Below are 20,900 nucleotides of genomic sequence, written 5' to 3'. Positions count from 1 at the left end.
GGCCCCGCCAAACCCCTGAAAGACACCGCCATGACGCAGCCCTCCGCCCCGTTTGCAGACTTCGCACCCCGCACACCGCTGAACAACCCGCTGCGCGCTGCCATCACCGCCGCCACCCGCCGCCCCGAGCCCGAAGCCCTGGCCCCGCTGCTGGCCCAGGCCCGACTTCCTGCCGACCAAGCGGCGTCCGCCGAGCAACTGGCGCTGCGCATTGCCAAGGCGCTGCGCGAACGCAAGGCCAGCGCCGGGCGTGCGGGCATCGTGCAGGGGCTGCTGCAGGAGTTTTCGCTGTCGTCGCAAGAAGGCGTAGCGCTGATGTGCCTGGCCGAGGCGCTGCTGCGCATCCCCGACAAGGCCACACGCGATGCGCTGATCCGCGACAAGATCAGCCACGGCCAGTGGGATGCCCACCTGGGCAAAAGCCCCTCGCTGTTCGTCAACGCGGCCACCTGGGGCCTGCTCATCACCGGCAAGCTGGTGGCCACGCACAGCGAAGGCAGCCTGGGCAACTCGCTCAGCCGCCTGATCGGCAAGGGCGGCGAGCCGCTGATCCGCAAGGGCGTGGACATGGCCATGCGCATGATGGGCGAGCAATTTGTGACCGGCGAGACCATCGACGAAGCCCTGCGCAACGCCCGCACGATGGAAGCCGAGGGCTTTCGCTATTCGTACGACATGCTGGGTGAGGCGGCGCTGACCAGCGAGGATGCCAAGCGCTACTACGCGTCGTATGAGCAGGCCATCCATGCGATTGGCAAAGCCTCTGCCGGGCGTGGCATCTATGAAGGGCCGGGCATCTCCATCAAGCTGTCGGCCCTGCACCCGCGCTACAGCCGCGCACAGTTTGGCCGCGTGATGGACGAGCTGTACCCGCTGGTGTTGCGCCTGACCGCGCTGGCCAAGCAGTACGACATTGGCCTGAACATCGACGCCGAAGAAACCGACCGCCTGGAGCTGTCGCTGGACCTGCTGGAGCGCCTGTGCCACGAACCCACCCTGGCGGGCTGGAACGGCATTGGTTTTGTGATCCAGGCCTACCAAAAGCGCTGCCCCTTCGTCATCGACTATGTGGTGGACTTGGCGCGCCGCACCCAGCGCCGCCTGATGGTGCGCCTGGTGAAGGGCGCGTACTGGGACAGCGAAATCAAGCGCGCCCAGGTCGATGGCCTCGCGGACTACCCCGTCTACACCCGCAAGGTGCACACCGACATTTCCTACATCGCCTGCGCCAAGAAGCTGCTGGCCGCGCCCGAAGCCGTGTACCCCCAGTTCGCCACCCACAACGCCGAGACGGTGGCCACCATCTACCAACTGGCGGGCAGCAACTACTACGCCGGGCAATACGAATTCCAGTGCCTGCACGGCATGGGCGAGCCGCTGTATGAGCAGGTGGTGGGCGCGATCACTGCGGGCAAGCTGGGCCGCCCGTGCCGCATCTACGCCCCCGTGGGCACGCACGAAACCCTGCTGGCCTACCTGGTGCGCCGCCTGCTGGAAAACGGCGCCAACACCTCGTTCGTGAACCGCATTGCCGACGAAACGATTGCACTGGACGATCTGGTCAAGAGCCCCGTGCAAGTGGTGGACCAGCAAGCTGCGGTGGAAGGCGCCGCGGGCCTGCCCCACCCCCGCATTGCCACGCCCCAGGGCCTGTATGGCGCCAACCGCGCCAACTCGCGCGGGCTGGACCTGTCAAACGAGAACACGCTGACCGAACTGGCCACCGCCCTGCAAGCCACGGCGGCCCATGTCTGGACGGCGGCTCCCTTGCTGGGGACCGATGCCCCTGCAGGCCCCAACCAGCCCGTGCGCAACCCCGCCGACCACAGCGACGTGGTGGGTAACGTGCAAGAGGCCACCACTGCCGACGTGGACCAGGCCCTGGCCCATGCCGAGGCCGCCGCAGTCCCCTGGGCGGCCACACCGCCTGCCGAGCGTGCTGCCGCGCTGCTGCGCACGGCCGACTTGCTGGAGGAGCGCATCCAGCCCCTCATGTGCCTGCTGATGCGCGAAGCAGGCAAGAGCGCCAGCAACGCCATCGCCGAAGTGCGCGAAGCCGTGGACTTCCTGCGCTATTACGCAGCCCAGGTGCAAAGCACCTTCGACAACACCACCCACCTCCCACTGGGCCCCGTGGCCTGCATCAGCCCCTGGAACTTCCCGCTCGCCATCTTCATGGGCCAGGTGGCGGCCGCGCTGGCCGCTGGCAACCCCGTGCTGGCCAAGCCGTCAGAGCAAACCCCGCTGATCGCCGCCGAGGCCGTGCGCCTGCTGTGGCAGGCCGGCGTGCCCCGCGCCGCCGTGCAGCTACTGCCCGGCCAGGGCGAAACCGTGGGCGCCCGCCTGATCGGCGACGCCCGCGTGATGGGCGTGATGTTCACAGGCTCCACCGAAGTCGCCCGCATCCTGCAGCGCACCGTGGCCGGGCGGCTGGATGCCGCAGGCCGCCCCATCCCGCTGATCGCAGAGACCGGCGGGCAGAACGCGATGATCGTGGACTCGTCCGCGCTGGTGGAACAGGTGGTGGGCGATGCCGTGTCGTCCGCCTTTGACAGCGCAGGGCAGCGCTGCTCGGCGCTGCGCGTGTTGTGCGTGCAGGAAGACGCTGCGGACCGCGTGGTGGAGATGCTGCAAGGTGCCATGGGCGAACTGCGCGTGGGCAACCCCGGCGAGTTGCGCGTGGACGTAGGTCCGGTGATCGATGCCGAAGCACAAGCAGGCATCGCCCAGCACATCGAGAAATTCAAGGCCCAAGGCCATCGGGTGTTCCAGCACCCGCAGCACCTTGCGACCGCGACCAGCCAAGGCACCTTTGTCCCCCCCACGCTGATCGAGCTGAACCACATCGGCGAGCTGCAACGCGAAGTCTTCGGCCCTGTGCTGCATCTGGTGCGCTACGCACGCAACGACCTGGACCAGCTGCTCGACCAGATCAACGCCACCGGCTACGGCCTCACGCAGGGCGTACACACCCGCATCGACGAAACCATTGCCCGCGTGGTGAACCGCGCCCACGCAGGCAACGTGTACGTCAACCGCAACATGGTGGGCGCAGTAGTGGGCGTGCAGCCCTTTGGCGGCGAGGGCCTGTCGGGCACGGGGCCCAAGGCAGGCGGGCCGCTGTACCTGCTGCGCCTGCTGTCGCAGCGCCCGGCCGATGCGCTGGCACGCACCTTTGCCCAAGCTGACCGCGCCACGCCACCCGAGGAAGCCGTGCGCGAGCGCCTGCTGGCGCCCCTGGCCACCCTGCAGCAATGGGCCCAGCAACAAGGCAATGCAGCCCTGGCCAGCACCTGCGAGCGCTTTGCCCAGGAAACCCAAAGCGGCACGGCCCGCACCCTGCCCGGCCCCACGGGCGAGCGCAACGTCTACACCCTGGCCCCCCGTGCCCGCGTGCTGTGCGTGGCGCAAGGTGTGGACGACCTGCTGGCGCAAACCGCCGCCGTGCTCGCCACCGGTGGCACGGCCCTGTGGCCCAACGCCCAGGCTAGCCTGCGCACCCAATTGCCCACGCTGGTGCAGGCGCAGGTCATGCTGCAGGACAACACACCGAACGACGGCACCCTGGAACTGGATGCCGTGCTGCACCATGGCGACGCCGCATCACTGCAGGCGGTGTGCACCGCCCTCGCCCGCCGCGCCGGACCCATCGTGGGCGTGACCGCGCTCCAGCCCGGCGCGACCGACATCCCGCTGGAGCGCCTGCTCATCGAACGCGCGCTGAGCGTGAACACGGCGGCGGCCGGAGGCAATGCGAGCCTGATGACGATTGGATGAACGCACGGCACTTGGTGCTCATCCATCAGGGAGAAATTTGAACCAATTTGGCTGCTATCGCTTATTGATCAAGCGCTAGCAGCTATTTATTCAATAGCATTTCAAGATGAAGACGCTAGTGGAAGATTGAGCAACAGGTTCTGCGGCTTGATGCGCACCACGCCCTCGGCCGTGGTGGCCAGACCCAAGTACACCGGCTTGCCCGCCACATCGGCGCGCATCTCGGCTGGGTTGCCGAAAGTCAGCGTAAACAGGCTTACCAGGCGCGCCATGCGGTCGGCATCCACCGGCCGGTCCTCATACAGGTCGTTGAGGATGGCCGTGGACTCCACATCCAGCCCCACGTGCCAACGCCACGCACTGTCGGTGACCTGGTGCACAGGCTCGATGTGCACCTGCACACCCAGAAAGTGCAGCACCCAGCGCTCCAGCACCCCCGACAGCGCCTTGAGGCCCGAGCGGGCGCGCGTCATCTTGAAGGTGAGGCCATGGCTCAGGTCCTGTGTCAGTTCGTGGGTCAGGTCGAGCAAGAAGTGGTGCCGGTCGCTTTGCGCCCAATACAGCGGCGCGTTGTCGGCCGTGAGCACCTGCAGGTCGATGGCGGGCTGCAACGCTCCGCTTTGCAGCAGCAGACGGCCTACGTCCCCCAGCCCGGCGGTCTCGTTGAGCAGGTCGAGCGTGGTCCTATCGCCAGCCAGCATCTGCCCGCTTTGCTGCGCAATGCGCTGCGGGCGAAACAGCATCTCGGCCGCGCGCGCCTCCATGGCATCGTCACAGCGGTCCAGCAGATGGCGCAGCACGGCCTGCACCATGGCGTCGATGAACACGGCCGGGATGTTGACGGCCCCGCTGCGCATGAGCTGCAGATAGCAGGCCTCCAGCGAACCCGCCTCCATCAGCGCATCCCGAAATCGCAGGAACACGGTGTAGTTCTCACGCGCATCGCTGTCCTGCACCGCGGCCAGCTCCTGAGGGGCGACGCTGCGTGCGGGCGAAGCGGCCAGCGATTCGTGCAAAGCCACCTCCGACGGGCACGACTCTGGCACCAGGGCCAGTTCGGGTCGGGTCAGCAGCCATTGCAGGTACGCATCGGTGGGCACCAGCCAGCCGCGCGTATCCCGGGCCAGTGCCTGAAAGCCGCATCCGGGCCAGAAATCAGCGGGCGCCGTCATGCGAAGGCCCTTTGCCCCAGGGGGAAGAGCGTTGTGAGGGGGCCAGTGGGGGGCATCAAGGGTCGGACCATGGAGGACGTGGGGTGGAAGCTGGGGTGGATGTGGGCGTGCAACGGGTGGTTTCACAGAAGGTTGCGGCACGGCGCGGGCACAGGCGGTGACTGCTGCCATCGCATTCTGCACAGCTTATGCGGGGCGCGGGCGCCTCTCGCCGACTGCCCCGACCCCATCAGCGAAAAGGGTGCGGCCTCGTACCGAAAAGCACCGTTTTTCCGCTGCTTACCCCGGGATTGGCGCGGGCGAATTCAGGGACCATCAGGGCAACGTCCATAGAACCCCCATCGGCCCGGTGATTGGCCCGGTGCCACGCCATGGACTGCCAGTCCATTGAAGGAGTCGCAAGATGCTCGATATTTCACAAGCCACCAACATGCTGACGTCCCTGGGCGTCTCCAGCACCATGGCGGCCAAGGCGGCCGAGCGCACGGCCCAGAATCACGCGGGCGCAGACCCTGTCACCTTTCTCAAAGAACTGCAGACCACGCTGGAACAGCTGTCTGCCGAGGCGGCGCAGGGAACAGCGGCTGGCACCACCGGGGCTACCACCACTGCCGCACAAACCAAACCCTACCAATCCACTGCGGCCCTCTACAGCAGCAAGGCCGCGACGGAAACCGGGACGACCCAGGCCGCAGTCAAGGCGCCCTTCAGCAACCTGGAAGAATTTCGCGAATGGGAAAGTGACCTGGGCGACACTTTTGCAGAAGACTATGAAGTGCCGGACTATGTGCGGATGATTTCGATGTCGCTGAGCGGTGGGGACCAGGAAGTGGTCGGCCGCTACATGTTCTTCAAGAACCACCCCGAATTTGCGGCCGACTATGAAGCCATTCGCAGCGGCAAACTGTCCAAGTTCCCGACGGATGGCTCGACGCTCGTCAAGAGCGACCTGACCGAGATGCCTTCGGAGACTGCATCGTTCTACAAGAAAAACACCGCCAGGCTGCTGGCGGCCGAGGGGTTCAACATGGACCCGACACTCGCCAAGATGCGAACGGATGGCGTTGTCGAGGTGCCCGACGGCGTCAATCCGTCGGAATGGCTCATGAACAACCGCTGGACGCCCGACGAAATCGTGGCCCAGAACAACCGCGTCGTTTTTGCCCGCGCACCGTACATCGGCCTGGACGGAAAAGGTGCCGACACCTACCGCCTGACCACCTACGACTCCGCCACGAACAGCATCATCAACTTCGACGGAATCGCCTACGACCCGGTCACAGGCGAAGCCAAAGCCTGATCCTGGCCCAGCATCGGGGTTTGCCTTCTTCCATGGGCGGGGGAAGGCGCGGTCTGGCATGGTCCGCCTAAATGAACCTCTTCAACCAGGAGATACGGTGGAAAACCAGTGCCACCACCAGCGCGCCCCCAAACACCAGAGCAGCCACAAGCGGCACGGTGAGCAACGGCGCATGGTCCTCGGGCTTGAAACCGTATTCCCTGAACAACTCCAGCAAAATGGGGTGCACCAGATAGACGCCCAGCGTCAACGGAGCAACCCGCTGAACAGACTGCGCCCATCTACCCGCCAACGTGCATCGCTTGAGCATCAGCATCACGCTGATCGACATGGGAACGACGGACAGGCTCAGGTAGCCATAAAAATACAGCCCTTTGTCCAGCCCTTGCGCACGGCCCAGCCAGTAACAGCCCACGGCGGTGACCGCCACAGCCAACCCAAAGACCGCCATCAACACAGCCAAGGGGATTTTCCTGTCACAGGTCTGGATCAGGTAGCCGCAGAGGAAGTACGGCAGGTACGGCAGAAACCAGTTGATGAAGAGGCCCGCTCCATCGCCAGAGAAGACGCGGGAAAACTCGTTCACGCCAGACAGCACAAACATCAAGGCCACGAGCCACCACAGATCGCGCCGGTTTGTGTTGCGGACCAGCGTTCTCAAAAAGGGAACGAACAGGTACAGGCACAGGATCATGTACAGAAACCACAGATGGTAGTGAGGCCACCCTCTGGCAACGCTGTGCAAGACATCCATCGCGCGCAGCTCGGCCAGGGCCCCCCGGTGGTTCCAGAGAATGTAAACCGCGCTCCAGAAAGCAATTGGCAGCAGGACCCGTGCCGCCCGCTTGCGGTAGAACTCGGCCACGCTCTCGGTCTTGCGGGGGTCGAGCAACAACGCCCCACTCACCATCACGAACACCGGCACACACCAGCGCACGAGTGCGTCGTACAGATTGCCGTACCACCAGCCGGAGGAGCCCAGCGCGGTCAGGGTCACCACGCTGGCGGCCACGTGCAGGACCACCACGGCCAGGATCGAGACGACCCTCGCAGCATCAAGCCAGATCATTGTTTCAAGGTCTTGGCGTGACAGTGCTTGTTATTCCCACTCAATCGTCGCCGGCGGCTTGCTGCTCACGTCGTACGTCACGCGGTTGATGCCCCGCACCTCGTTGATGATGCGCCCCGACACCTTCTTGAGCAGGGCGTACGGCAGCTCGGCCCAGTCGGCGGTCATGAAGTCGCTGGTCTGCACGGCGCGCAGGGCGACCACGTAGTCATAAGTGCGGCCATCGCCCATCACGCCCACGCTCTTGACCGGCAGGAAGACGGTGAAGGCCTGGCTGGTAAGGTCGTACCAGTTCTTGCCGGTGGCTTCGTCCACATGGTTGCGCAGCTCTTCAATGAAGATCGCGTCGGCGCGGCGCAGCAGGTCGGCGTATTCTTTTTTCACCTCGCCCAAAATGCGCACGCCCAGGCCCGGGCCGGGGAATGGGTGGCGGTAGACCATTTCGGGCGGCAGGCCCAGGGCCACGCCGAGTTCGCGCACTTCGTCCTTGAACAAGTCGCGCAGGGGCTCCAGCAGCTTCAGGCCCAGCTGCTCGGGCAGGCCGCCCACGTTGTGGTGGCTCTTGATGGTGACGGCCTTCTTGCTCTTGGCGCCGCCGGATTCGATGACATCGGGGTAGATGGTGCCCTGGGCCAGGAAGGTAGCGCCCTTGTGGCCTCCGTCACCGGCCTTCAGTTTCGCGGCTTCGGCCTTGAACACGTCGACGAACAGGCCGCCGATGATCTTGCGCTTGGCTTCGGGCTCGCTCACGCCCGCCAGCTTGCCCAGGAACAGGTCGCTGGCGTCCACGCGGATGACCTTGGCGTGCAGCTTGCCGACGAACATGTCCATGACCATGTCGCCTTCGTTCAGGCGCAGCAGGCCGTGGTCGACGAACACGCAGGTGAGCTGGTCGCCGATGGCGCGGTGAATGAGCGCTGCGGCCACGGACGAATCGACGCCGCCTGAGAGGCCGAGGATCACTTCCTCGTTACCCACCTGCTGGCGGATCTGTTCCACCGCCTCGGCAATGTGGTCGCGCATGACCCAGTCGGGGCTGGTGCCGCAGATGCCGAGCACGAAGCGGTCGAGCAGCGCCCTGCCCTGCACGGTGTGCGTGACTTCGGGGTGGAACTGCAGGGCGTAGAAGCGGCGCTCTTCGTCGGCCATGCCGGCGATGGGGCAGCTGTCGGTGCTGGCCATGAGTTTGAAGCCCGGGGGCAGTTCTGTGACCTTGTCGCCGTGGCTCATCCACACGTTGAGCATGCCGTGGCCTTCAGCGGTGGTGAAGTCGGCAATATCCTTGAGCAGTGCGGTGTGGCCGCGGGCGCGCACGGCGGCAAAGCCGAACTCGCGCTTGTGGCCGGTTTCGACCTTGCCACCCAGTTGCTGCGCCATGGTTTGCATGCCGTAGCAAATGCCCAGCACGGGCAGGCCCAGATCGAACACGGCCTGCGGGGCGCGGTCGGTGGTGTCTTCGGTCACGCTGGCATGGCTGCCCGACAGGATGATGCCCTTGAGCGAACCGTCCTTGGCATAGTCACGCACCCATTCGTCGGTCACATCGCACGGGTGCACTTCGCAGTACACATTGGCCTCGCGCACGCGGCGGGCGATGAGCTGGGTGACTTGCGAGCCGAAATCGAGGATGAGGATTTTCTGGTGTTGCATGGCGGTGGGTGGTCGAGGGGATGGCAAAAAATGGGGCGCCTGCTCAGAGGCTGGAGAGGTCGAGAAGCGGTACGCCGCTGCGCTTGGCGGCGGCTGCCTGGGCGGGGTCGAACGTGGCCAGGGGCAGGCGCAGGGAGCGGGCCAGCCACAGGTAAGCGGCATCGAAGGTGGGCAGGCCGGTGTCGAGCGCCACGTCGAGCACCGCCTTGTGCTGGGCAGGGGCCAGGTCGTGCAATTCGACGCGGTGACGAATGGCCTCGAGCACGCCCCACAGGCCTTCGACCGATGCGGGCGGGATGCGGCCGCTGTGCACGCCGCTGCTGATGAGGTTGCTGCACTCCCACTGCCAGAGGTTGGGGGCCTGGGGCTCAACCTCGTCGCGGCGGATCAAGGTGTACAGGCGGCGCGTGTGCTCACTGGCCGCGTCGGGCAGCAGCCAGGCGGCGGTGACGGAAGCGTCGAGGACGAAGGCGGTCATGCTGCGGCCCTGCCCTTGCGGCGCAAGGTGTCGGGGGCGGCGGTAGTGGCGGCCTCGCCTGCGGGGCGGATGCTGGCGTGAAGAGCATCCATCTGGCCCAGTTCGCGGGCAATCTGCTCGTCGGTGATGACGGGGCGACGGCGCACGGGCAGCAGGCGCACCACCTCTTTGCCGTGGCGGGTGATGCGCACTTCCTCGCCCTGCTCGACCAGCTCGATCAGGGCAGAGAACCTGCTCTTGGCTTCGTAGATGCCGACGGACTGCATGGATGCGTGAACCCCAAAAGAAAAAGTCTGGCCTGAATGGCGAATTCAGACCAGACTATATCATTCTGACCAGATATTTTCAATCAGGCCAGACTCAGAATCTCCGACGGTAGACCAGACCAATGTCCTGCGAACGCCCGCGATCCAGGCCAGGGCAGCCGTGCAAGGGCCGCCCCGCCGCACTGGCTGCGTCCCCCTTCCCGAATGGCGAAGCTATTCGAGAGAAGGGGGAAGGCGCGAAGCGACTCAGGGGGTTGTCCCTTAATCAGCGCGGTAGTTCGGCGCTTCCTTGGTGATCTGCACGTCGTGCACGTGACTTTCGCGGATGCCGGCGGTGGTGATCTCGACGAACTCGGCCTTGTTGTTCATCTCTTCGATGGTGGCGCAGCCACAGTAGCCCATGGAGGCACGCACGCCACCGGCCATCTGGTAGACGATGGAAACCATGGAACCCTTGTAGGGCACGCGGCCTTCAATGCCTTCAGGCACGAGCTTGTCGGCATTGGGGTTGCCGGTGCTCGATTCCTGGAAGTAACGGTCGGCACTGCCCTGCTGCATGGCGCCAATGGAGCCCATGCCGCGGTAGCTCTTGTAGCTGCGCCCCTGGAACAGGATGACCTCGCCGGGCGCCTCTTCAGTGCCCGCAAACATGCCGCCCATCATCACCGTGCCAGCGCCAGCGGCCAGGGCCTTGGCGATGTCGCCGCTGTAGCGAACGCCACCATCGGCAATCAGTGGCACGCCCGTGCCCTTGAGTGCGGTGGCTACGTTGTCGATGGCCATGATCTGGGGCACGCCCACGCCGGCCACGATGCGGGTGGTGCAGATGGAGCCCGGGCCGATACCGACCTTGACGGCGTCCGCACCAGCTTCGACCAGCGCCAGCGCGGCCGCGCCGGTGGCGATGTTGCCGCCGATTACATCGATCTGCGGATAGTTCTGCTTGACCCAGCGCACGCGGTCGATCACGCCCTTGCTGTGGCCATGGGCGGTGTCCACCACAATGACATCGACACCCGCCTTGACCAGCGCTTCCACGCGCTCTTCAGTGCCCTCGCCCACACCCACCGCAGCACCCACGCGCAGACGGCCAGCGGCATCACGCGCCGCATTGGGGAAGCTTGTTTGTTTGGTGATGTCCTTCACCGTGATCAGACCCTTGAGCTCAAAGGCGTCGTTCACGACCAGGATGCGTTCGAGCTTGTGCTTGTTGAGCAGCGCCTTGGCTTCGGCGGGCGTGGTGCCCTCCTTCTCATTGACCGTGATGAGTTTTTCGCGCGGGGTCATGATCTGGTGGACCTTGACGTCGTAACGCGTCTCAAAACGCAAGTCGCGGCCGGTGACGATACCCACAACCTTGCCGCCATCGCACACCGGGAAGCCCGAGATACCGAGCTGTTCGGACAGCTGCAGCACCTGCAGCACGGTGTGTTCGGGGGTGATGACCACCGGATCACGCAGCACGCCCGATTCGTAGCGCTTGACTTTGGCCACGTGGGCAGCCTGTTCTTGCGCCGTGAGGTTCTTGTGCACGATGCCGATGCCGCCCTCCTGGGCAATGGCAATGGCCAGGCGCGCCTCGGTCACGGTGTCCATGGCGGCGGACACAAGAGGCAGATTCAGCTGGATGTTACGGGAGAGTTTCGTCGCAAGGGACGTGTCCTTGGGCAGGACCTGGGAGTACGCTGGCACCAGCAACACATCGTCGAAGGTGAGCGCTTTTCCAAGAAGGCGCATGAGAAAGCTCCAAAAAACGGATTGTACCCGCGCCGCGTGTGGCGAAAACACGCCCACCCGTCCGCAACGCACTGGCGGGGGGGGAATCACATGGATAAACTTGTCCGCATGAAAATGCACAAGCTTCTCCTGCTGGCCGTGGCCTGCACCTGGACCATGGGCGCAGCAGCGCAATGGCAGTGGATCGACAAGGACGGCCGCAAGGTCTTCAGTGACCGCCCGCCACCACAGGAAACCCCTGAAAAAAATATCCTGAAGCAACCGGGTGGTGGCGTCCCACGTTCAGCACCCGCCCCAGCGGCAGCCACGCCAGCGGATGGCGTGCCTGCGGCCACCGCCACCGCAGCAGCCTCCGCACCAAAGCCCGCCGCCAGCGCGCCGGGCAGCGGCAAGGACAAGGCCCTGGAAGAGAAAAAAGCACAGGCAGAAGCCGCGGAAGCAGCCAAGAAAAAGACGGAGGAAGAAAAGCTGGCCAAGGCCAAGGCGGACAACTGCACACGTGCGCGTCAGGCCAAGGCAACGTTTGACTCGGGCAAGCCAGTCACTCAGTCCAACGCACAAGGCGAACGCATCTTCCTCGACGAATCCGCCCGCGCGGCAGAATCCAAGCGCATCGAAGGCATCATCGCTGCCGACTGCAAACGCTGACGCACAGCCGTCACCAAGGGCGGTGTCAGTAGCCCGATTTCCCCCCCGGCCGCTGACGGGAAAACAAACCAGTAGTGCGGGCACCCTGGCGCGCAAAACGCTCACGGCGGGCCACCTTGGGGTCCACTTTCAGCGAGCGATAAACCTCCACGCGGTCCAGGTGCTTGACAGGCGCATCCAGTGACGCAGCACGGCCCCAGATTCCCAAGGTCGGCACATCTTCTGCACTGACTTGCGGCACCAGCGCGACATCCGCCCCGCAGGCCCGCAGTGCATCGCCCACGGTAGCGCCTTGGGGCAACTCCAGCACCCATTCCTGCGTTCTGCGGGGGGCGAGACAGACCACTACCGTGACCTGCACGGTAGGCCTGAGCACCAGCTCAGCCATACACCTGCTCCGCCCGCTTCACAAATGCATCGACCATGCTGCCCGCGATGCGGTCGAACACAGGGCCCACCAGCGCGGCCAGCGCCGCGTTGTCAAAGCCGTAGTTCAGGCTCAGCTCGACCTTGCAGGCGCGCTGGCTGCCATCGCCCACGGGATGGAAGTGCCAATCGCCGTCAAGCTGCGAAAACGGCCCTTTGATGAGGTGCATCTGTACGCGCCGCCCAGCCTCGTGGGTGTTGCGCGTCACAAAGGTCTGGCGAATCCCGCTGAACGCGATGCCCACCTCGGCAGTCATGCCATCCTTGGTTTGCTCCAATACGCCCGCGTGATCGCACCATGGCAGAAATTGGGGGTAGTGCTCCACCCCGGTGACCAGGGCAAACATTTCTTCGGGGCTGTACCAGATGAGGACGGACTTGTGAACGGTTTTCATGCAGACTGTGCCCGGCATCAATGTGCGCAAGCGGGGGAAATTAGAATCGCTGCCAGCGACACCCACCCATTGTAGGGAGGCCTTTTAACTCCCGGTTTGTGCCGCATCTACATCTTCATGGCCAAAAAACCCGATCCCACGTCCCGCATTGCCGACAACAAAAAGGCGGCCTTCAACTATTTCTTCGAGGAGCGCCACGAGGCGGGCATGGTGCTGCATGGCTGGGAGGTCAAGGCGCTGCGCGAGGGCAAGGTGCAATTGACCGATGGCTATGTGCTGATCCGCGACGGTGAGCTGTATCTGCTCGGCTGCCTGATCCATGCGCTCAAGACCGCCTCCACCCACGTCAATCCCGAATCGGCGCGCACCAAAAAACTGCTGCTCAAGAAGGACGACATCAAACATCTGATCGTCAAGGTGGAGCAAAAGGGCTATACCCTGGTGCCCCTGAACCTGCACTGGAAAAACGGCTTCGTGAAATGCGAGATCGCCCTGGCCAAAGGCAAGGCCGAGCACGACAAGCGCGACACCATCAAGGACCGCGAAGGCAAGCGCGAGGTCGAACGTGCCATGAAAAGCAGGAATCGCTAGCCCCCTGCCCTACGAGGCCACGTAGCGCCTGTTTTGGAGGAATTTTTTCTGGTGCCGTGGAATAAACCGCTGCACCCATGTGTTTACCCCTGTGCAAGGCAGCATTCGCGCCCGCCTGCACCCTCTCAGGAGAAACCCATGAAGAAATTGGTATCAATGGCTGCCGCACTCATCGCCATCGCTGGCATGGCGGGTTGCGCGTCCATGTCCGAATTCCCCGTGAAGACCGTGGACGGCGTACTCGTCGGCGCGGGAGGCATGACGCTTTACACCTTCGACCGCGACACAACCGGCAGTGGCAAATCGGTCTGCAACGGCGCCTGCGCCACCAACTGGCCTCCCCTCGCGGCCAGCACGGCGCCCGGCGGTGACTACACCATCGTCACCCGCGATGATGGCAAGACCCAACTGGCCTACAAGGGCAAGCCGCTGTACTACTGGGTCAAAGACACCAAGCCCGGAGACAAGACCGGCGAAGGTGTGAACCAAGTCTGGCGCACGGCTCGCCCCTGAGGCCTCTGCAGGGTCACACCGCATGGACCGCACCCAGGTTGTCGAACAGCTGCCTGCCCTGCGCCGCTATGCGCGGGTGCTCACGGGCGACAGCTGGGCTGCCGACGACCTGGTCCAGGACACGCTGGAGCGGGCCTGCAGCAAGTGGCTGCTGTGGCGCAACGGCAGCGACCTTCGCGCATGGTTGTTCACCCTGATGCACAACCTGTATCTCAACCAACGCCGCGCGTTGCCCGCGCTGCCCCCTCTGGCCATCGATGAGGTTCAAGACCAGCTGCAAGTCGCCCGCGCGCCCTCAGATGACGCCCGGGACCTGGAGCGCTGCCTGCAGCGCCTGCCCGCCGACCAGCGGGCCGTGCTGCTGCTAGTGGCGATGGAGGACATGAGCTACGAAGATACCGCACGCATCCTGAACATTCCGGTGGGTACCGTCATGTCACGCCTGTCGCGAGCCCGCATGCGCCTGCGGGTGCTGATGGACCGGGAGCCCACACCAGGCTCGGCACCGGCCGCCCCGGCGGGCCCAGCCGCAGCAGCAGGCACGCCGCCTGCGATGCGCCGCCTCAAATAGCCACCCTGACCCGATCCTCCACCATGGACCCGAAACACCCAGCCCCCCCAGCACGCGCTGATGAGAGCAGCGCCTGGCATGCCCTTGTGGACGGCCAGTTGCCGCCCGCCCAGGAACAGGCGCTGCGCGAGCAACTGCGGGACGATGAGGAGGCACAGGCCACACTGGCCCACTGGCAGGCGCAGCGGCAGCGGCTGCACGACCTGCACCAAGACCTTCTCCAAGCCCCCGTTCCCGACGCCTTGCTGGCCGCAGCATTGCGCGCCACAGACCGCCGGGAGCAACAGGCGCAGTGGTGGCGCTGGGGTGGCATGGCAGCCTCTGTCCTGCTGGCCTTTGTGCTGGGCTGGACGGGACGCAGCCAGTGGCCCGCAGGGTTACCCGGTAAAACACTGGCTACTGGCCAAGGTGCCACGCTGGTGGCAGCCGAACCGGCACAGCGGTTCGCACAGCAGGCCTCGGTGGCCCACGCGGTGTACCAACCCGAAGTGCGTCACCCGGTAGAGGTCACGGCTGCCCAGCAAGACCACCTGGTGCAATGGCTGTCCAAACGGCTGGACCGACAGCTGAAAGTCCCTGTGCTGGGCGCCCAGGGCTATGAACTGGTGGGAGGCCGGTTGTTGCCCGGCGATACCGGAGTGCGCGCACAGTTCATGTACCAAAACAGCGCAGGCCAACGAATCACGCTGTACCTGGGCGCTCTAACTCCCACCTCGCCCCGCCCTGCCAATGACAATCAGGGCGGCACCAAAGCGCGCGTGGAAGCACCGACGGCAGCACCCACCACCGCGTTCCAGTTCACACACGAAGGCCCGGTGCCGGGCTTTTACTGGACGGATGCCGGCTTTGGCTACGCGCTGAGCGGACAGTTGTCACGCCCCGAGTTGTTGAGCCTCGCCACAGCGGCGTACCAGCAGCTGAACCCCTGACGCGCCGCTTGCGGCCCGGCCCGACCATGGCCGGCCGCCTAAGGTCAGGACAAATGGGCCAGCGGGTGGGCGTGTGTGGGCCAGGGGCTGGCGAAGAACGGCGCCACCATCTCCGGCGCCACATCTTCAATACGTCCAGGGTTCCACTTCGGTGCATGGTCCTTGTCCACGGCCAGGGCGCGGATGCCCTCCAGCGTTTCGCTCTCGCCCGGGCGCAGGAAGAAGCAGTGGCGCACCATGTCGCGCTCCATGCGCAAGTCTTCCGCCAGACCCATGTCGCGCGCTCGGCGGATTTGCTCCAGCACCACGTGCAGCATCAGCGGCGAGCGCTTGCGCAGCGTGGCGGCCGTGGCACGCGCCCAGTCGGTGTCAGCAGTTTCCAGCGCAGCGACAATCGCACCCACGGTTGGGAGCGAAAAATATTGGTCAATTTGGGCCCTGGCGCTTGAATGGCGAGCGTCACTAGCTATAAATTTAGAAGCAACAAAATCCCGAGCCGCCTTACCATCTGCAAAGCTCTGGACTCCCAGTGCCTCCCACACGGCCGCCTGTTGGTCCAAAGGCAGACAACCATCCGCCAACAGGTTTTCGATGGCATCACCCGCGCCAATGGTGTCACCCGTCAACGCCAGCCACTCGCCCACGCGGCCCGGGCAGCGGCTCAAGAAGTAGCCGCCCCCCACGTCGGGGAACAGGCCGATGGCCGTCTCGGGCATCGCCATCTTGGTGCGCTCGGTCACCACCCGCAGCGCTGCACCCTGGCTGATGCCCATGCCGCCGCCCATCACGATGCCGTCCATGAACGCGATATAGGGCTTGCCGTAGTTGTGAATCAGGTGGTTGAGCGCGTATTCCTCGGTGAAGAAGTCTTCCAGCAGCGGATTGCCCTGGCTGCCCGCCTGGTGCAGAAATCGAATGTCCCCACCGGCGCAGAAAGCACCGAACGGACCCTCCTTGTTGCTGCCACGGATCGCCACCGCGAGCACACGCGCATCGTTCTGCCAGGCCAGCAGAATACCCATCAGATCGCGCACCATGCCCAGCGACAAGGCGTTGAGCGCACGTGGGCGGTTCAGGGTGATGAAGCCTATCTGGCCACGCACTTCACTCACGACTTCCGCCGCCACTGTCGTCTCCGTCATTTTTGTTCCTTCCAGCCTAAAAGTTCATTGAAAACCAGCGCACCGATCACCAGCGCGCCCCCAGTCAGCACCGCTACGCTGGGCTCTTCGCCCGCACCCAGCCATGCCAGCAAGATGCCAAAGATCACCTCCAACAGGCCCAGCAGCGCCATCTCGGGCGCCTTGAGCACACGCCCGCAGCGCACCGCCAGCACGCAAGGGATCGCCAATTGCACCACGCCCAGCAGAGCGAGCAATCCAAGGTCATGCAATGACGCTTGGAATGGCAGGGCCAGTGGCAGTGTGGCCACCACCGAAATCACCGCGCCCACCAGCACGGCCGGCACGAGATCCACCGCATGGCCATGCCGCTGCGAATGCTGCACCACGGTCCAGTTGATGGCTGCTGCCACCGGCACACACAATGCCACCAAGGTCCCCGCCAGCGGCAGGCCCGCCATCTGTGAACCATACATCCACGCAATGCCCAGACCCGCCACCGCAATCGCAGCCCAGGTGCGCGGTGTGATGTGGTGGCCGATGAAAACACGCGCAAACAGCGCCGTGAGCAGCGGTCCCGCTGCCATGGTGACCAGCACATTGGCCACCGGCATGAGCAGGATCGCCACCATGAAAGCGGTGAACATCACGCTCCAGCAGACGCCCGAGACCCACAGCGCGCGGCCGCTGTGGCGCATGGAGGAAAACACGGCCCGGCCCTGCAAGGTCGGCAAGATGATGAGCAACGCCAGCAGTGTGAAGAAGCTGCGCCAGAAGGTCACCTCGAAGCTGCGCGCGTGTTCGAGGTGGCGCGTGACCACACCGGCGATGGACCACATCAGGGTCACCGCCACCATCAAGGCCACCGCGCGGGAATGCGTGAGCTTCAGCATGGGAACCTGCAGTTCATGGAATCTGGGGGAACAAGGGATTCAAGACGGCAAAAAGGGCCACAGCATGGCAGTGGCCCTTCGGGTCGCGCATCGGGAGCGCAGCTCCTCGACGCGCAACGATGCTACCGGTTTAAGCCACCACAAGAAGCGGCCCCAACCAGTAAAGCAGCTCAGGAGCGGCCTGCGCGCTTGCGCTCGTTTTCCGTCAGGAACCGCTTGCGGATCCGGATGGACTTGGGCGTGATTTCGACCAGCTCGTCGTCCTCGATGAATTCCACTGCGTATTCCAGGGTGGCATCAATCGGAGGCGTGATCTTGATCGCGTCTTCCTTGCCGCTCACACGGAAGTTGGTCAGCTGCTTGGTACGCGTCGCGTTCACGATCAGGTCGTTGTCACGGCTGTGGATGCCCACAATCATGCCTTCGTACACCGGGTCGTTCGCCTTCACGAACATGCGGCCACGGTCGTCCAGCTTGCCCAGGGCGTAGGTGAAGATTTCACCGTCGTCCATGGAGATCAGCACGCCGTTCTTGCGGCCGCCGATGTCGCCCTTGTGCGGCTCGTAGCTGTCGAAGATGTTGCTGATCAGGCCCGAGCCGCGCGTCAGGTTCAGAAATTCGTTGGTGAAGCCGATCAGGCCCCGTGCGGGAATGCGGTACTCCAGGCGCACACGGCCACGGCCGTCCGGCTCCATGTTCACCAGCTCGCCCTTGCGCTCGCCCAGGGCTTGCATGACGCCGCCTTGGTGGCCTTCTTCGATGTCGACCGTCACCAATTCGATAGGCTCGTGCTTTTCGCCATTCACGTTCTTGAACACGACGCGGGGCTTGGACACAGCCAGCTCATAGCCTTCACGGCGCATGTTTTCCAGCAAGATGGTCAGGTGCAGTTCGCCGCGACCCATGACTTCGAAGATACCTTCTTCGTCGGTCTCGGACACGCGCAGGGCCACGTTGTGCTGCAGTTCCTTTTGCAGGCGGTCCCAGATCTGGCGGCTGGTCACGAACTTGCCTTCACGCCCAGCCAGTGGCGAGGTGTTCACGCAGAAGTTCATGGTCAGCGTGGGCTCGTCCACCTTCAGCATGGGCAGCGGCGAAGGGTTGGCGGGATCGGTCACGGTCACGCCGATGCCGATGTCTTCGATGCCGTTGATCAGCACGATGTCGCCAGGGCCGGCCAGGGGCGTCTGCATGCGGTCCAGACCCTGGAAGGTCAGCACCTGGTTCACGCGGCCCTTGATGCTCTTGCCATCGGGGCCTTCCATCACCAGCACGTCTTGGCCGGGCTTGATGGTGCCTTGGCTGATGCGGCCTACACCGATGCGACCGACGAAGGTGGAGAAGTCCAGCGCCGAGATTTGCAGTTGCAGCGGAGCGGCTGGGTCACCCGTGTTCGGAGGAACGTGGCTGAGGATGGTGTCAAACAGGGCCGACATGTCGGGACCCCACTGCTCGCCCGGTGCGCCTTCTTCGAGCGAAGACCAGCCGTTGATGCCCGAGGCGTACACCACGGGGAAGTCGAGTTGTTCGTCGGTAGCACCCAGCTTGTCGAACAGGTCGAAGGCTGCGTTCACAACCTTGTCGGGGTTGGCACCAGGCTTGTCCACTTTGTTCACGACCAGAATCGGGCGCAGGCCCAGGGCCAGGGCCTTCTTGGTCACGAAACGCGTCTGGGGCATGGGGCCTTCTTGCGCGTCGATCAGCAGCACCACGCTGTCGACCATGGACAGCGCACGCTCTACTTCACCGCCGAAGTCCGCGTGACCAGGGGTATCGACGATGTTGATGTGCGTGCCCTTCCAGCTCACGGCACAGTTCTTGGCCAAAATCGTGATGCCGCGTTCTTTTTCGATCGCGTTGTTGTCCATCACCGTATCAACCACTTTTTCGTGGTCGGCGAAGGTGCCGGACTGGCGCAGCAGCTGGTCGACCATGGTGGTTTTGCCATGGTCAACGTGGGCAATGATGGCGATGTTGCGGATTTGTTTAGTCATAGTTTTTCCAATGTGCCGCTGGCTTGTAGGTGCGGCGTGCCTTCCAAAATTTGTTGAATTTCCAGCGGACTCAGGAGCCTGTCGGGCACCAGCTCCCCGCCAGCGATGTGACCTACCCCCAGCAAGGCCGGAGGGGTGTCGCCAAAAACGGCCACTGCACTTGCATCGGGCCAAGACCCACGGCGACGCACGCCCGACAGGAACCGCGCCGCATTGTCGCTGTCCAGCGTGACACGCACGTGTTGTGCCAGCAACGATTCGGGGGCTTCCAGGCAGGCAAGGCGCTCAGCCTCGGGCATGGCTTCAAGCTGGGCCAGCGTGACGCAGCGCTCCACACCGATACCGCCGGTATCGATGCGGCGCAGGAAGGTCAGATGTGCCCCGCAACCCAGCGCAGCCCCAATGTCTTCACCCAAAGTGCGAATGTAGGTGCCCTTGCTGCAGGTCACTATCATTTTAATAGCTACCTGCGCTTCATCTGCTTGCGCCAGGGTCAGTTTTAATGCATGAATGACGACATCACGCGCCTCACGCTCCACCGTGACACCGGCCCGGGCGTATTCGTACAGCGCCTTGCCATCTTTCTTGAGCGCGCTGTGCATGGGCGGCACCTGGCGGATGGGGCCGGTGAACTGCTTTTGCACGGCCTCCAGACGCTCAGGGGTCAGCTGTGCGGGGTCCACATCGCAGCGCTGCACCACATCGCCTTCGGCGTCGCCGGTGGTGGTGGTGGTGCCCAGCAAAGCAACGGCCTCGTAGGTCTTGGCGGCATCGAGCTGCAACTGGCTGAATTTGGTGGCTGCGCCGAAACACAACGGCAACACGCCGGTCGCCAGTGGATCAAGCGTGCCTGTATGGCCCGCCTTTTCGGCGCGCAGCAGCCATTTCGCCTTCTGCAAGGCGTCATTGCTCGAAAGGCCGAGCGGTTTGTCGAGCAGCAACACCCCATGCACAGGGCGCCGCTGCACCCTGGTGCGAGGCGCGTGCATGGACTACTCCTCTTTGGCGCGCGACGAAACAGCCTTGGCAATCAAGGCGTTCATGTCGGCCGCACGCTCGGAAGTGCGGTCAAACACAAAGTGCAGCGTGGGCACCGTATGGATGTGCAGGCGCTTGAACAACCCATTGCGCAAGAAACCTGCAGCCTGATTGAGCGCCGCCTGCGTTTCCACAGGGTCACCCGTCAACAGGCTGAAGAACACCTTGGCATGGGCGTAGTCGGGAGTCACCTCCACACCCTGCAGCGTCACCATGCCCACGCGCGGGTCTTTCAACTCGCGCGCGATCAGCTCCGTCAGATCGCGCTGGATCTGATCGGCCACCTTGAAGGCGCGGTTGGGGGTGGAGGACTTCTTTGCAGCCATGTCGTC

Annotated in this window: 20 protein-coding genes; 7 read left to right on the top strand and 13 right to left on the bottom strand. The window is 64.3% G+C overall.

Going from position 1 to position 20,900, the window contains the following annotated elements; all coding sequences use genetic code 11:
* Positions 1-30 precede the first annotated feature (30 nt).
* On the top strand, positions 31-3,777 hold the full coding sequence (gene putA / locus ASE39_RS06055) for a trifunctional transcriptional regulator/proline dehydrogenase/L-glutamate gamma-semialdehyde dehydrogenase (RefSeq protein WP_057270645.1): 3,747 nt from the start codon (positions 31-33) through the stop codon (positions 3,775-3,777).
* A gap of 101 nt (positions 3,778-3,878) precedes the next feature.
* Here the strand turns inward: putA and ASE39_RS06050 are convergent, their stop codons facing one another.
* Entirely contained in the window at positions 3,879-4,949 is a 1,071-nt protein-coding gene (locus ASE39_RS06050; protein ID WP_057270554.1) for a DUF6352 family protein, read from the bottom strand.
* A 403-nt stretch (positions 4,950-5,352) separates the two neighbouring features.
* On the opposite strand from ASE39_RS06050, the gene ASE39_RS06045 reads away from it, so the two are divergent.
* Positions 5,353-6,249: a hypothetical protein gene (locus ASE39_RS06045; RefSeq protein WP_010458075.1), complete on the top strand. Its 897-nt coding sequence runs from the start codon at positions 5,353-5,355 to the stop codon at positions 6,247-6,249.
* A gap of 67 nt (positions 6,250-6,316) precedes the next feature.
* On the opposite strand, the gene ASE39_RS06040 is transcribed toward ASE39_RS06045, so the two are convergent.
* From ASE39_RS06040 to guaB, 5 genes are all read right to left on the bottom strand, one after another.
* Positions 6,317-7,318: an acyltransferase family protein gene (locus ASE39_RS06040; RefSeq protein ID WP_057270553.1), complete on the bottom strand. Its 1,002-nt coding sequence runs from the start codon at positions 7,316-7,318 to the stop codon at positions 6,317-6,319.
* Positions 7,319-7,348: 30 nt separating this feature from the next.
* On the bottom strand, positions 7,349-8,968 hold the full coding sequence (gene guaA, locus ASE39_RS06035; RefSeq protein ID WP_057270552.1) for a glutamine-hydrolyzing GMP synthase: 1,620 nt from the start codon (positions 8,966-8,968) through the stop codon (positions 7,349-7,351).
* A 43-nt stretch (positions 8,969-9,011) separates the two neighbouring features.
* The gene (locus ASE39_RS06030) at positions 9,012-9,446 is read right to left on the bottom strand and encodes a type II toxin-antitoxin system VapC family toxin (protein WP_057270551.1); all 435 of its coding nucleotides are present in this window, start codon (positions 9,444-9,446) and stop codon (positions 9,012-9,014) included.
* Positions 9,443-9,712: a type II toxin-antitoxin system prevent-host-death family antitoxin gene (locus ASE39_RS06025; protein WP_057270550.1), complete on the bottom strand. Its 270-nt coding sequence runs from the start codon at positions 9,710-9,712 to the stop codon at positions 9,443-9,445. The genes ASE39_RS06030 and ASE39_RS06025 overlap by 4 nt, the downstream gene beginning before the upstream one ends.
* Before the next feature lie 261 nt (positions 9,713-9,973).
* Positions 9,974-11,449, bottom strand: coding sequence for an IMP dehydrogenase (guaB, locus tag ASE39_RS06020; protein WP_057224993.1), 1,476 nt, complete (start codon positions 11,447-11,449; stop codon positions 9,974-9,976).
* 108 nt (positions 11,450-11,557) lie between these two features.
* On the opposite strand from guaB, the gene ASE39_RS06015 reads away from it, so the two are divergent.
* The gene (locus ASE39_RS06015; protein ID WP_057224996.1) at positions 11,558-12,097 is read left to right on the top strand and encodes a DUF4124 domain-containing protein; all 540 of its coding nucleotides are present in this window, start codon (positions 11,558-11,560) and stop codon (positions 12,095-12,097) included.
* Between the two features lie 25 nt (positions 12,098-12,122).
* Here the strand turns inward: ASE39_RS06015 and ASE39_RS06010 are convergent, their stop codons facing one another.
* Both ASE39_RS06010 and ASE39_RS06005 read right to left on the bottom strand, forming a co-directional pair.
* Positions 12,123-12,485 carry an RnfH family protein gene (locus ASE39_RS06010; protein ID WP_057270549.1) on the bottom strand — a complete coding sequence of 121 codons (363 nt, stop codon included), beginning with the start codon at positions 12,483-12,485 and terminating at the stop codon, positions 12,123-12,125.
* The gene (locus tag ASE39_RS06005) at positions 12,478-12,918 is read right to left on the bottom strand and encodes a type II toxin-antitoxin system RatA family toxin (protein ID WP_010458060.1); all 441 of its coding nucleotides are present in this window, start codon (positions 12,916-12,918) and stop codon (positions 12,478-12,480) included. Before ASE39_RS06005 ends, ASE39_RS06010 begins: the two co-directional genes overlap by 8 nt.
* A 117-nt stretch (positions 12,919-13,035) precedes the next feature.
* On the opposite strand from ASE39_RS06005, the gene smpB reads away from it, so the two are divergent.
* The 4 genes from smpB to ASE39_RS05985 all read left to right on the top strand — a co-directional run bounded on the left by smpB (position 13,036) and on the right by ASE39_RS05985 (position 15,522).
* The gene (smpB, locus tag ASE39_RS06000) at positions 13,036-13,509 is read left to right on the top strand and encodes an SsrA-binding protein SmpB (protein ID WP_010458059.1); all 474 of its coding nucleotides are present in this window, start codon (positions 13,036-13,038) and stop codon (positions 13,507-13,509) included.
* Positions 13,510-13,647: 138 nt separating this feature from the next.
* Positions 13,648-14,022: a hypothetical protein gene (locus ASE39_RS05995; RefSeq protein WP_057270548.1), complete on the top strand. Its 375-nt coding sequence runs from the start codon at positions 13,648-13,650 to the stop codon at positions 14,020-14,022.
* A 22-nt stretch (positions 14,023-14,044) separates the two neighbouring features.
* The gene (locus ASE39_RS05990; RefSeq protein ID WP_057270547.1) at positions 14,045-14,593 is read left to right on the top strand and encodes an RNA polymerase sigma factor; all 549 of its coding nucleotides are present in this window, start codon (positions 14,045-14,047) and stop codon (positions 14,591-14,593) included.
* A 23-nt stretch (positions 14,594-14,616) separates the two neighbouring features.
* Positions 14,617-15,522, top strand: coding sequence for an anti-sigma factor (locus ASE39_RS05985; protein WP_057270546.1), 906 nt, complete (start codon positions 14,617-14,619; stop codon positions 15,520-15,522).
* 44 nt (positions 15,523-15,566) lie between these two features.
* Here the strand turns inward: ASE39_RS05985 and ASE39_RS05980 are convergent, their stop codons facing one another.
* The 5 genes from ASE39_RS05980 to rbfA form a co-directional block, all read right to left on the bottom strand.
* Entirely contained in the window at positions 15,567-16,664 is a 1,098-nt protein-coding gene (locus ASE39_RS05980; protein WP_057270545.1) for an enoyl-CoA hydratase/isomerase family protein, read from the bottom strand.
* Positions 16,661-17,536 (bottom strand): DMT family transporter, encoded by an 876-nt coding sequence (locus tag ASE39_RS05975; protein WP_057225008.1) that lies wholly within the window; start codon positions 17,534-17,536, stop codon positions 16,661-16,663. Before ASE39_RS05975 ends, ASE39_RS05980 begins: the two co-directional genes overlap by 4 nt.
* Positions 17,537-17,706: 170 nt before the next feature.
* The gene (gene typA, locus ASE39_RS05970) at positions 17,707-19,530 is read right to left on the bottom strand and encodes a translational GTPase TypA (protein ID WP_010458042.1); all 1,824 of its coding nucleotides are present in this window, start codon (positions 19,528-19,530) and stop codon (positions 17,707-17,709) included.
* A complete protein-coding gene (gene truB, locus ASE39_RS05965) occupies positions 19,527-20,519 on the bottom strand; it encodes a tRNA pseudouridine(55) synthase TruB (protein ID WP_010458040.1) in 993 nt (330 codons plus the stop codon). The genes typA and truB overlap by 4 nt, the downstream gene beginning before the upstream one ends.
* Before the next feature lie 3 nt (positions 20,520-20,522).
* On the bottom strand, positions 20,523-20,894 hold the full coding sequence (gene rbfA / locus ASE39_RS05960) for a 30S ribosome-binding factor RbfA (RefSeq protein WP_010458038.1): 372 nt from the start codon (positions 20,892-20,894) through the stop codon (positions 20,523-20,525).
* Positions 20,895-20,900 lie beyond the last annotated feature (6 nt).

The sequence above is a fragment of the Acidovorax sp. Root267 genome, assembly GCF_001429215.1.
In the GTDB taxonomy this organism is placed as follows: Bacteria; Pseudomonadota; Gammaproteobacteria; order Burkholderiales; family Burkholderiaceae_C; genus Acidovorax; species Acidovorax radicis.
This window is presented reverse-complemented; position numbering and strand designations above follow the sequence as displayed.

Bases quoted from the DNA above. Each gene is read 5' to 3' on its own strand.
- putA (WP_057270645.1), top strand. From the start codon at position 31: ATGACGCAGCCCTCCGCCCCGTTTGCAGACTTCGCACCCCGCACACCG.
- ASE39_RS06050 (WP_057270554.1), bottom strand. From the start codon at position 4,949: ATGACGGCGCCCGCTGATTTCTGGCCCGGATGCGGCTTTCAGGCACTG.
- ASE39_RS06045 (WP_010458075.1), top strand. From the start codon at position 5,353: ATGCTCGATATTTCACAAGCCACCAACATGCTGACGTCCCTGGGCGTC.
- ASE39_RS06040 (WP_057270553.1), bottom strand. From the start codon at position 7,318: ATGATCTGGCTTGATGCTGCGAGGGTCGTCTCGATCCTGGCCGTGGTG.
- guaA (WP_057270552.1), bottom strand. From the start codon at position 8,968: ATGCAACACCAGAAAATCCTCATCCTCGATTTCGGCTCGCAAGTCACC.
- ASE39_RS06030 (WP_057270551.1), bottom strand. From the start codon at position 9,446: ATGACCGCCTTCGTCCTCGACGCTTCCGTCACCGCCGCCTGGCTGCTG.
- ASE39_RS06025 (WP_057270550.1), bottom strand. From the start codon at position 9,712: ATGCAGTCCGTCGGCATCTACGAAGCCAAGAGCAGGTTCTCTGCCCTG.
- guaB (WP_057224993.1), bottom strand. From the start codon at position 11,449: ATGCGCCTTCTTGGAAAAGCGCTCACCTTCGACGATGTGTTGCTGGTG.
- ASE39_RS06015 (WP_057224996.1), top strand. From the start codon at position 11,558: ATGAAAATGCACAAGCTTCTCCTGCTGGCCGTGGCCTGCACCTGGACC.
- ASE39_RS06010 (WP_057270549.1), bottom strand. From the start codon at position 12,485: ATGGCTGAGCTGGTGCTCAGGCCTACCGTGCAGGTCACGGTAGTGGTC.
- ASE39_RS06005 (WP_010458060.1), bottom strand. From the start codon at position 12,918: ATGAAAACCGTTCACAAGTCCGTCCTCATCTGGTACAGCCCCGAAGAA.
- smpB (WP_010458059.1), top strand. From the start codon at position 13,036: ATGGCCAAAAAACCCGATCCCACGTCCCGCATTGCCGACAACAAAAAG.
- ASE39_RS05995 (WP_057270548.1), top strand. From the start codon at position 13,648: ATGAAGAAATTGGTATCAATGGCTGCCGCACTCATCGCCATCGCTGGC.
- ASE39_RS05990 (WP_057270547.1), top strand. From the start codon at position 14,045: ATGGACCGCACCCAGGTTGTCGAACAGCTGCCTGCCCTGCGCCGCTAT.
- ASE39_RS05985 (WP_057270546.1), top strand. From the start codon at position 14,617: ATGGACCCGAAACACCCAGCCCCCCCAGCACGCGCTGATGAGAGCAGC.
- ASE39_RS05980 (WP_057270545.1), bottom strand. From the start codon at position 16,664: ATGACGGAGACGACAGTGGCGGCGGAAGTCGTGAGTGAAGTGCGTGGC.
- ASE39_RS05975 (WP_057225008.1), bottom strand. From the start codon at position 17,536: ATGCTGAAGCTCACGCATTCCCGCGCGGTGGCCTTGATGGTGGCGGTG.
- typA (WP_010458042.1), bottom strand. From the start codon at position 19,530: ATGACTAAACAAATCCGCAACATCGCCATCATTGCCCACGTTGACCAT.
- truB (WP_010458040.1), bottom strand. From the start codon at position 20,519: ATGCACGCGCCTCGCACCAGGGTGCAGCGGCGCCCTGTGCATGGGGTG.
- rbfA (WP_010458038.1), bottom strand. From the start codon at position 20,894: ATGGCTGCAAAGAAGTCCTCCACCCCCAACCGCGCCTTCAAGGTGGCC.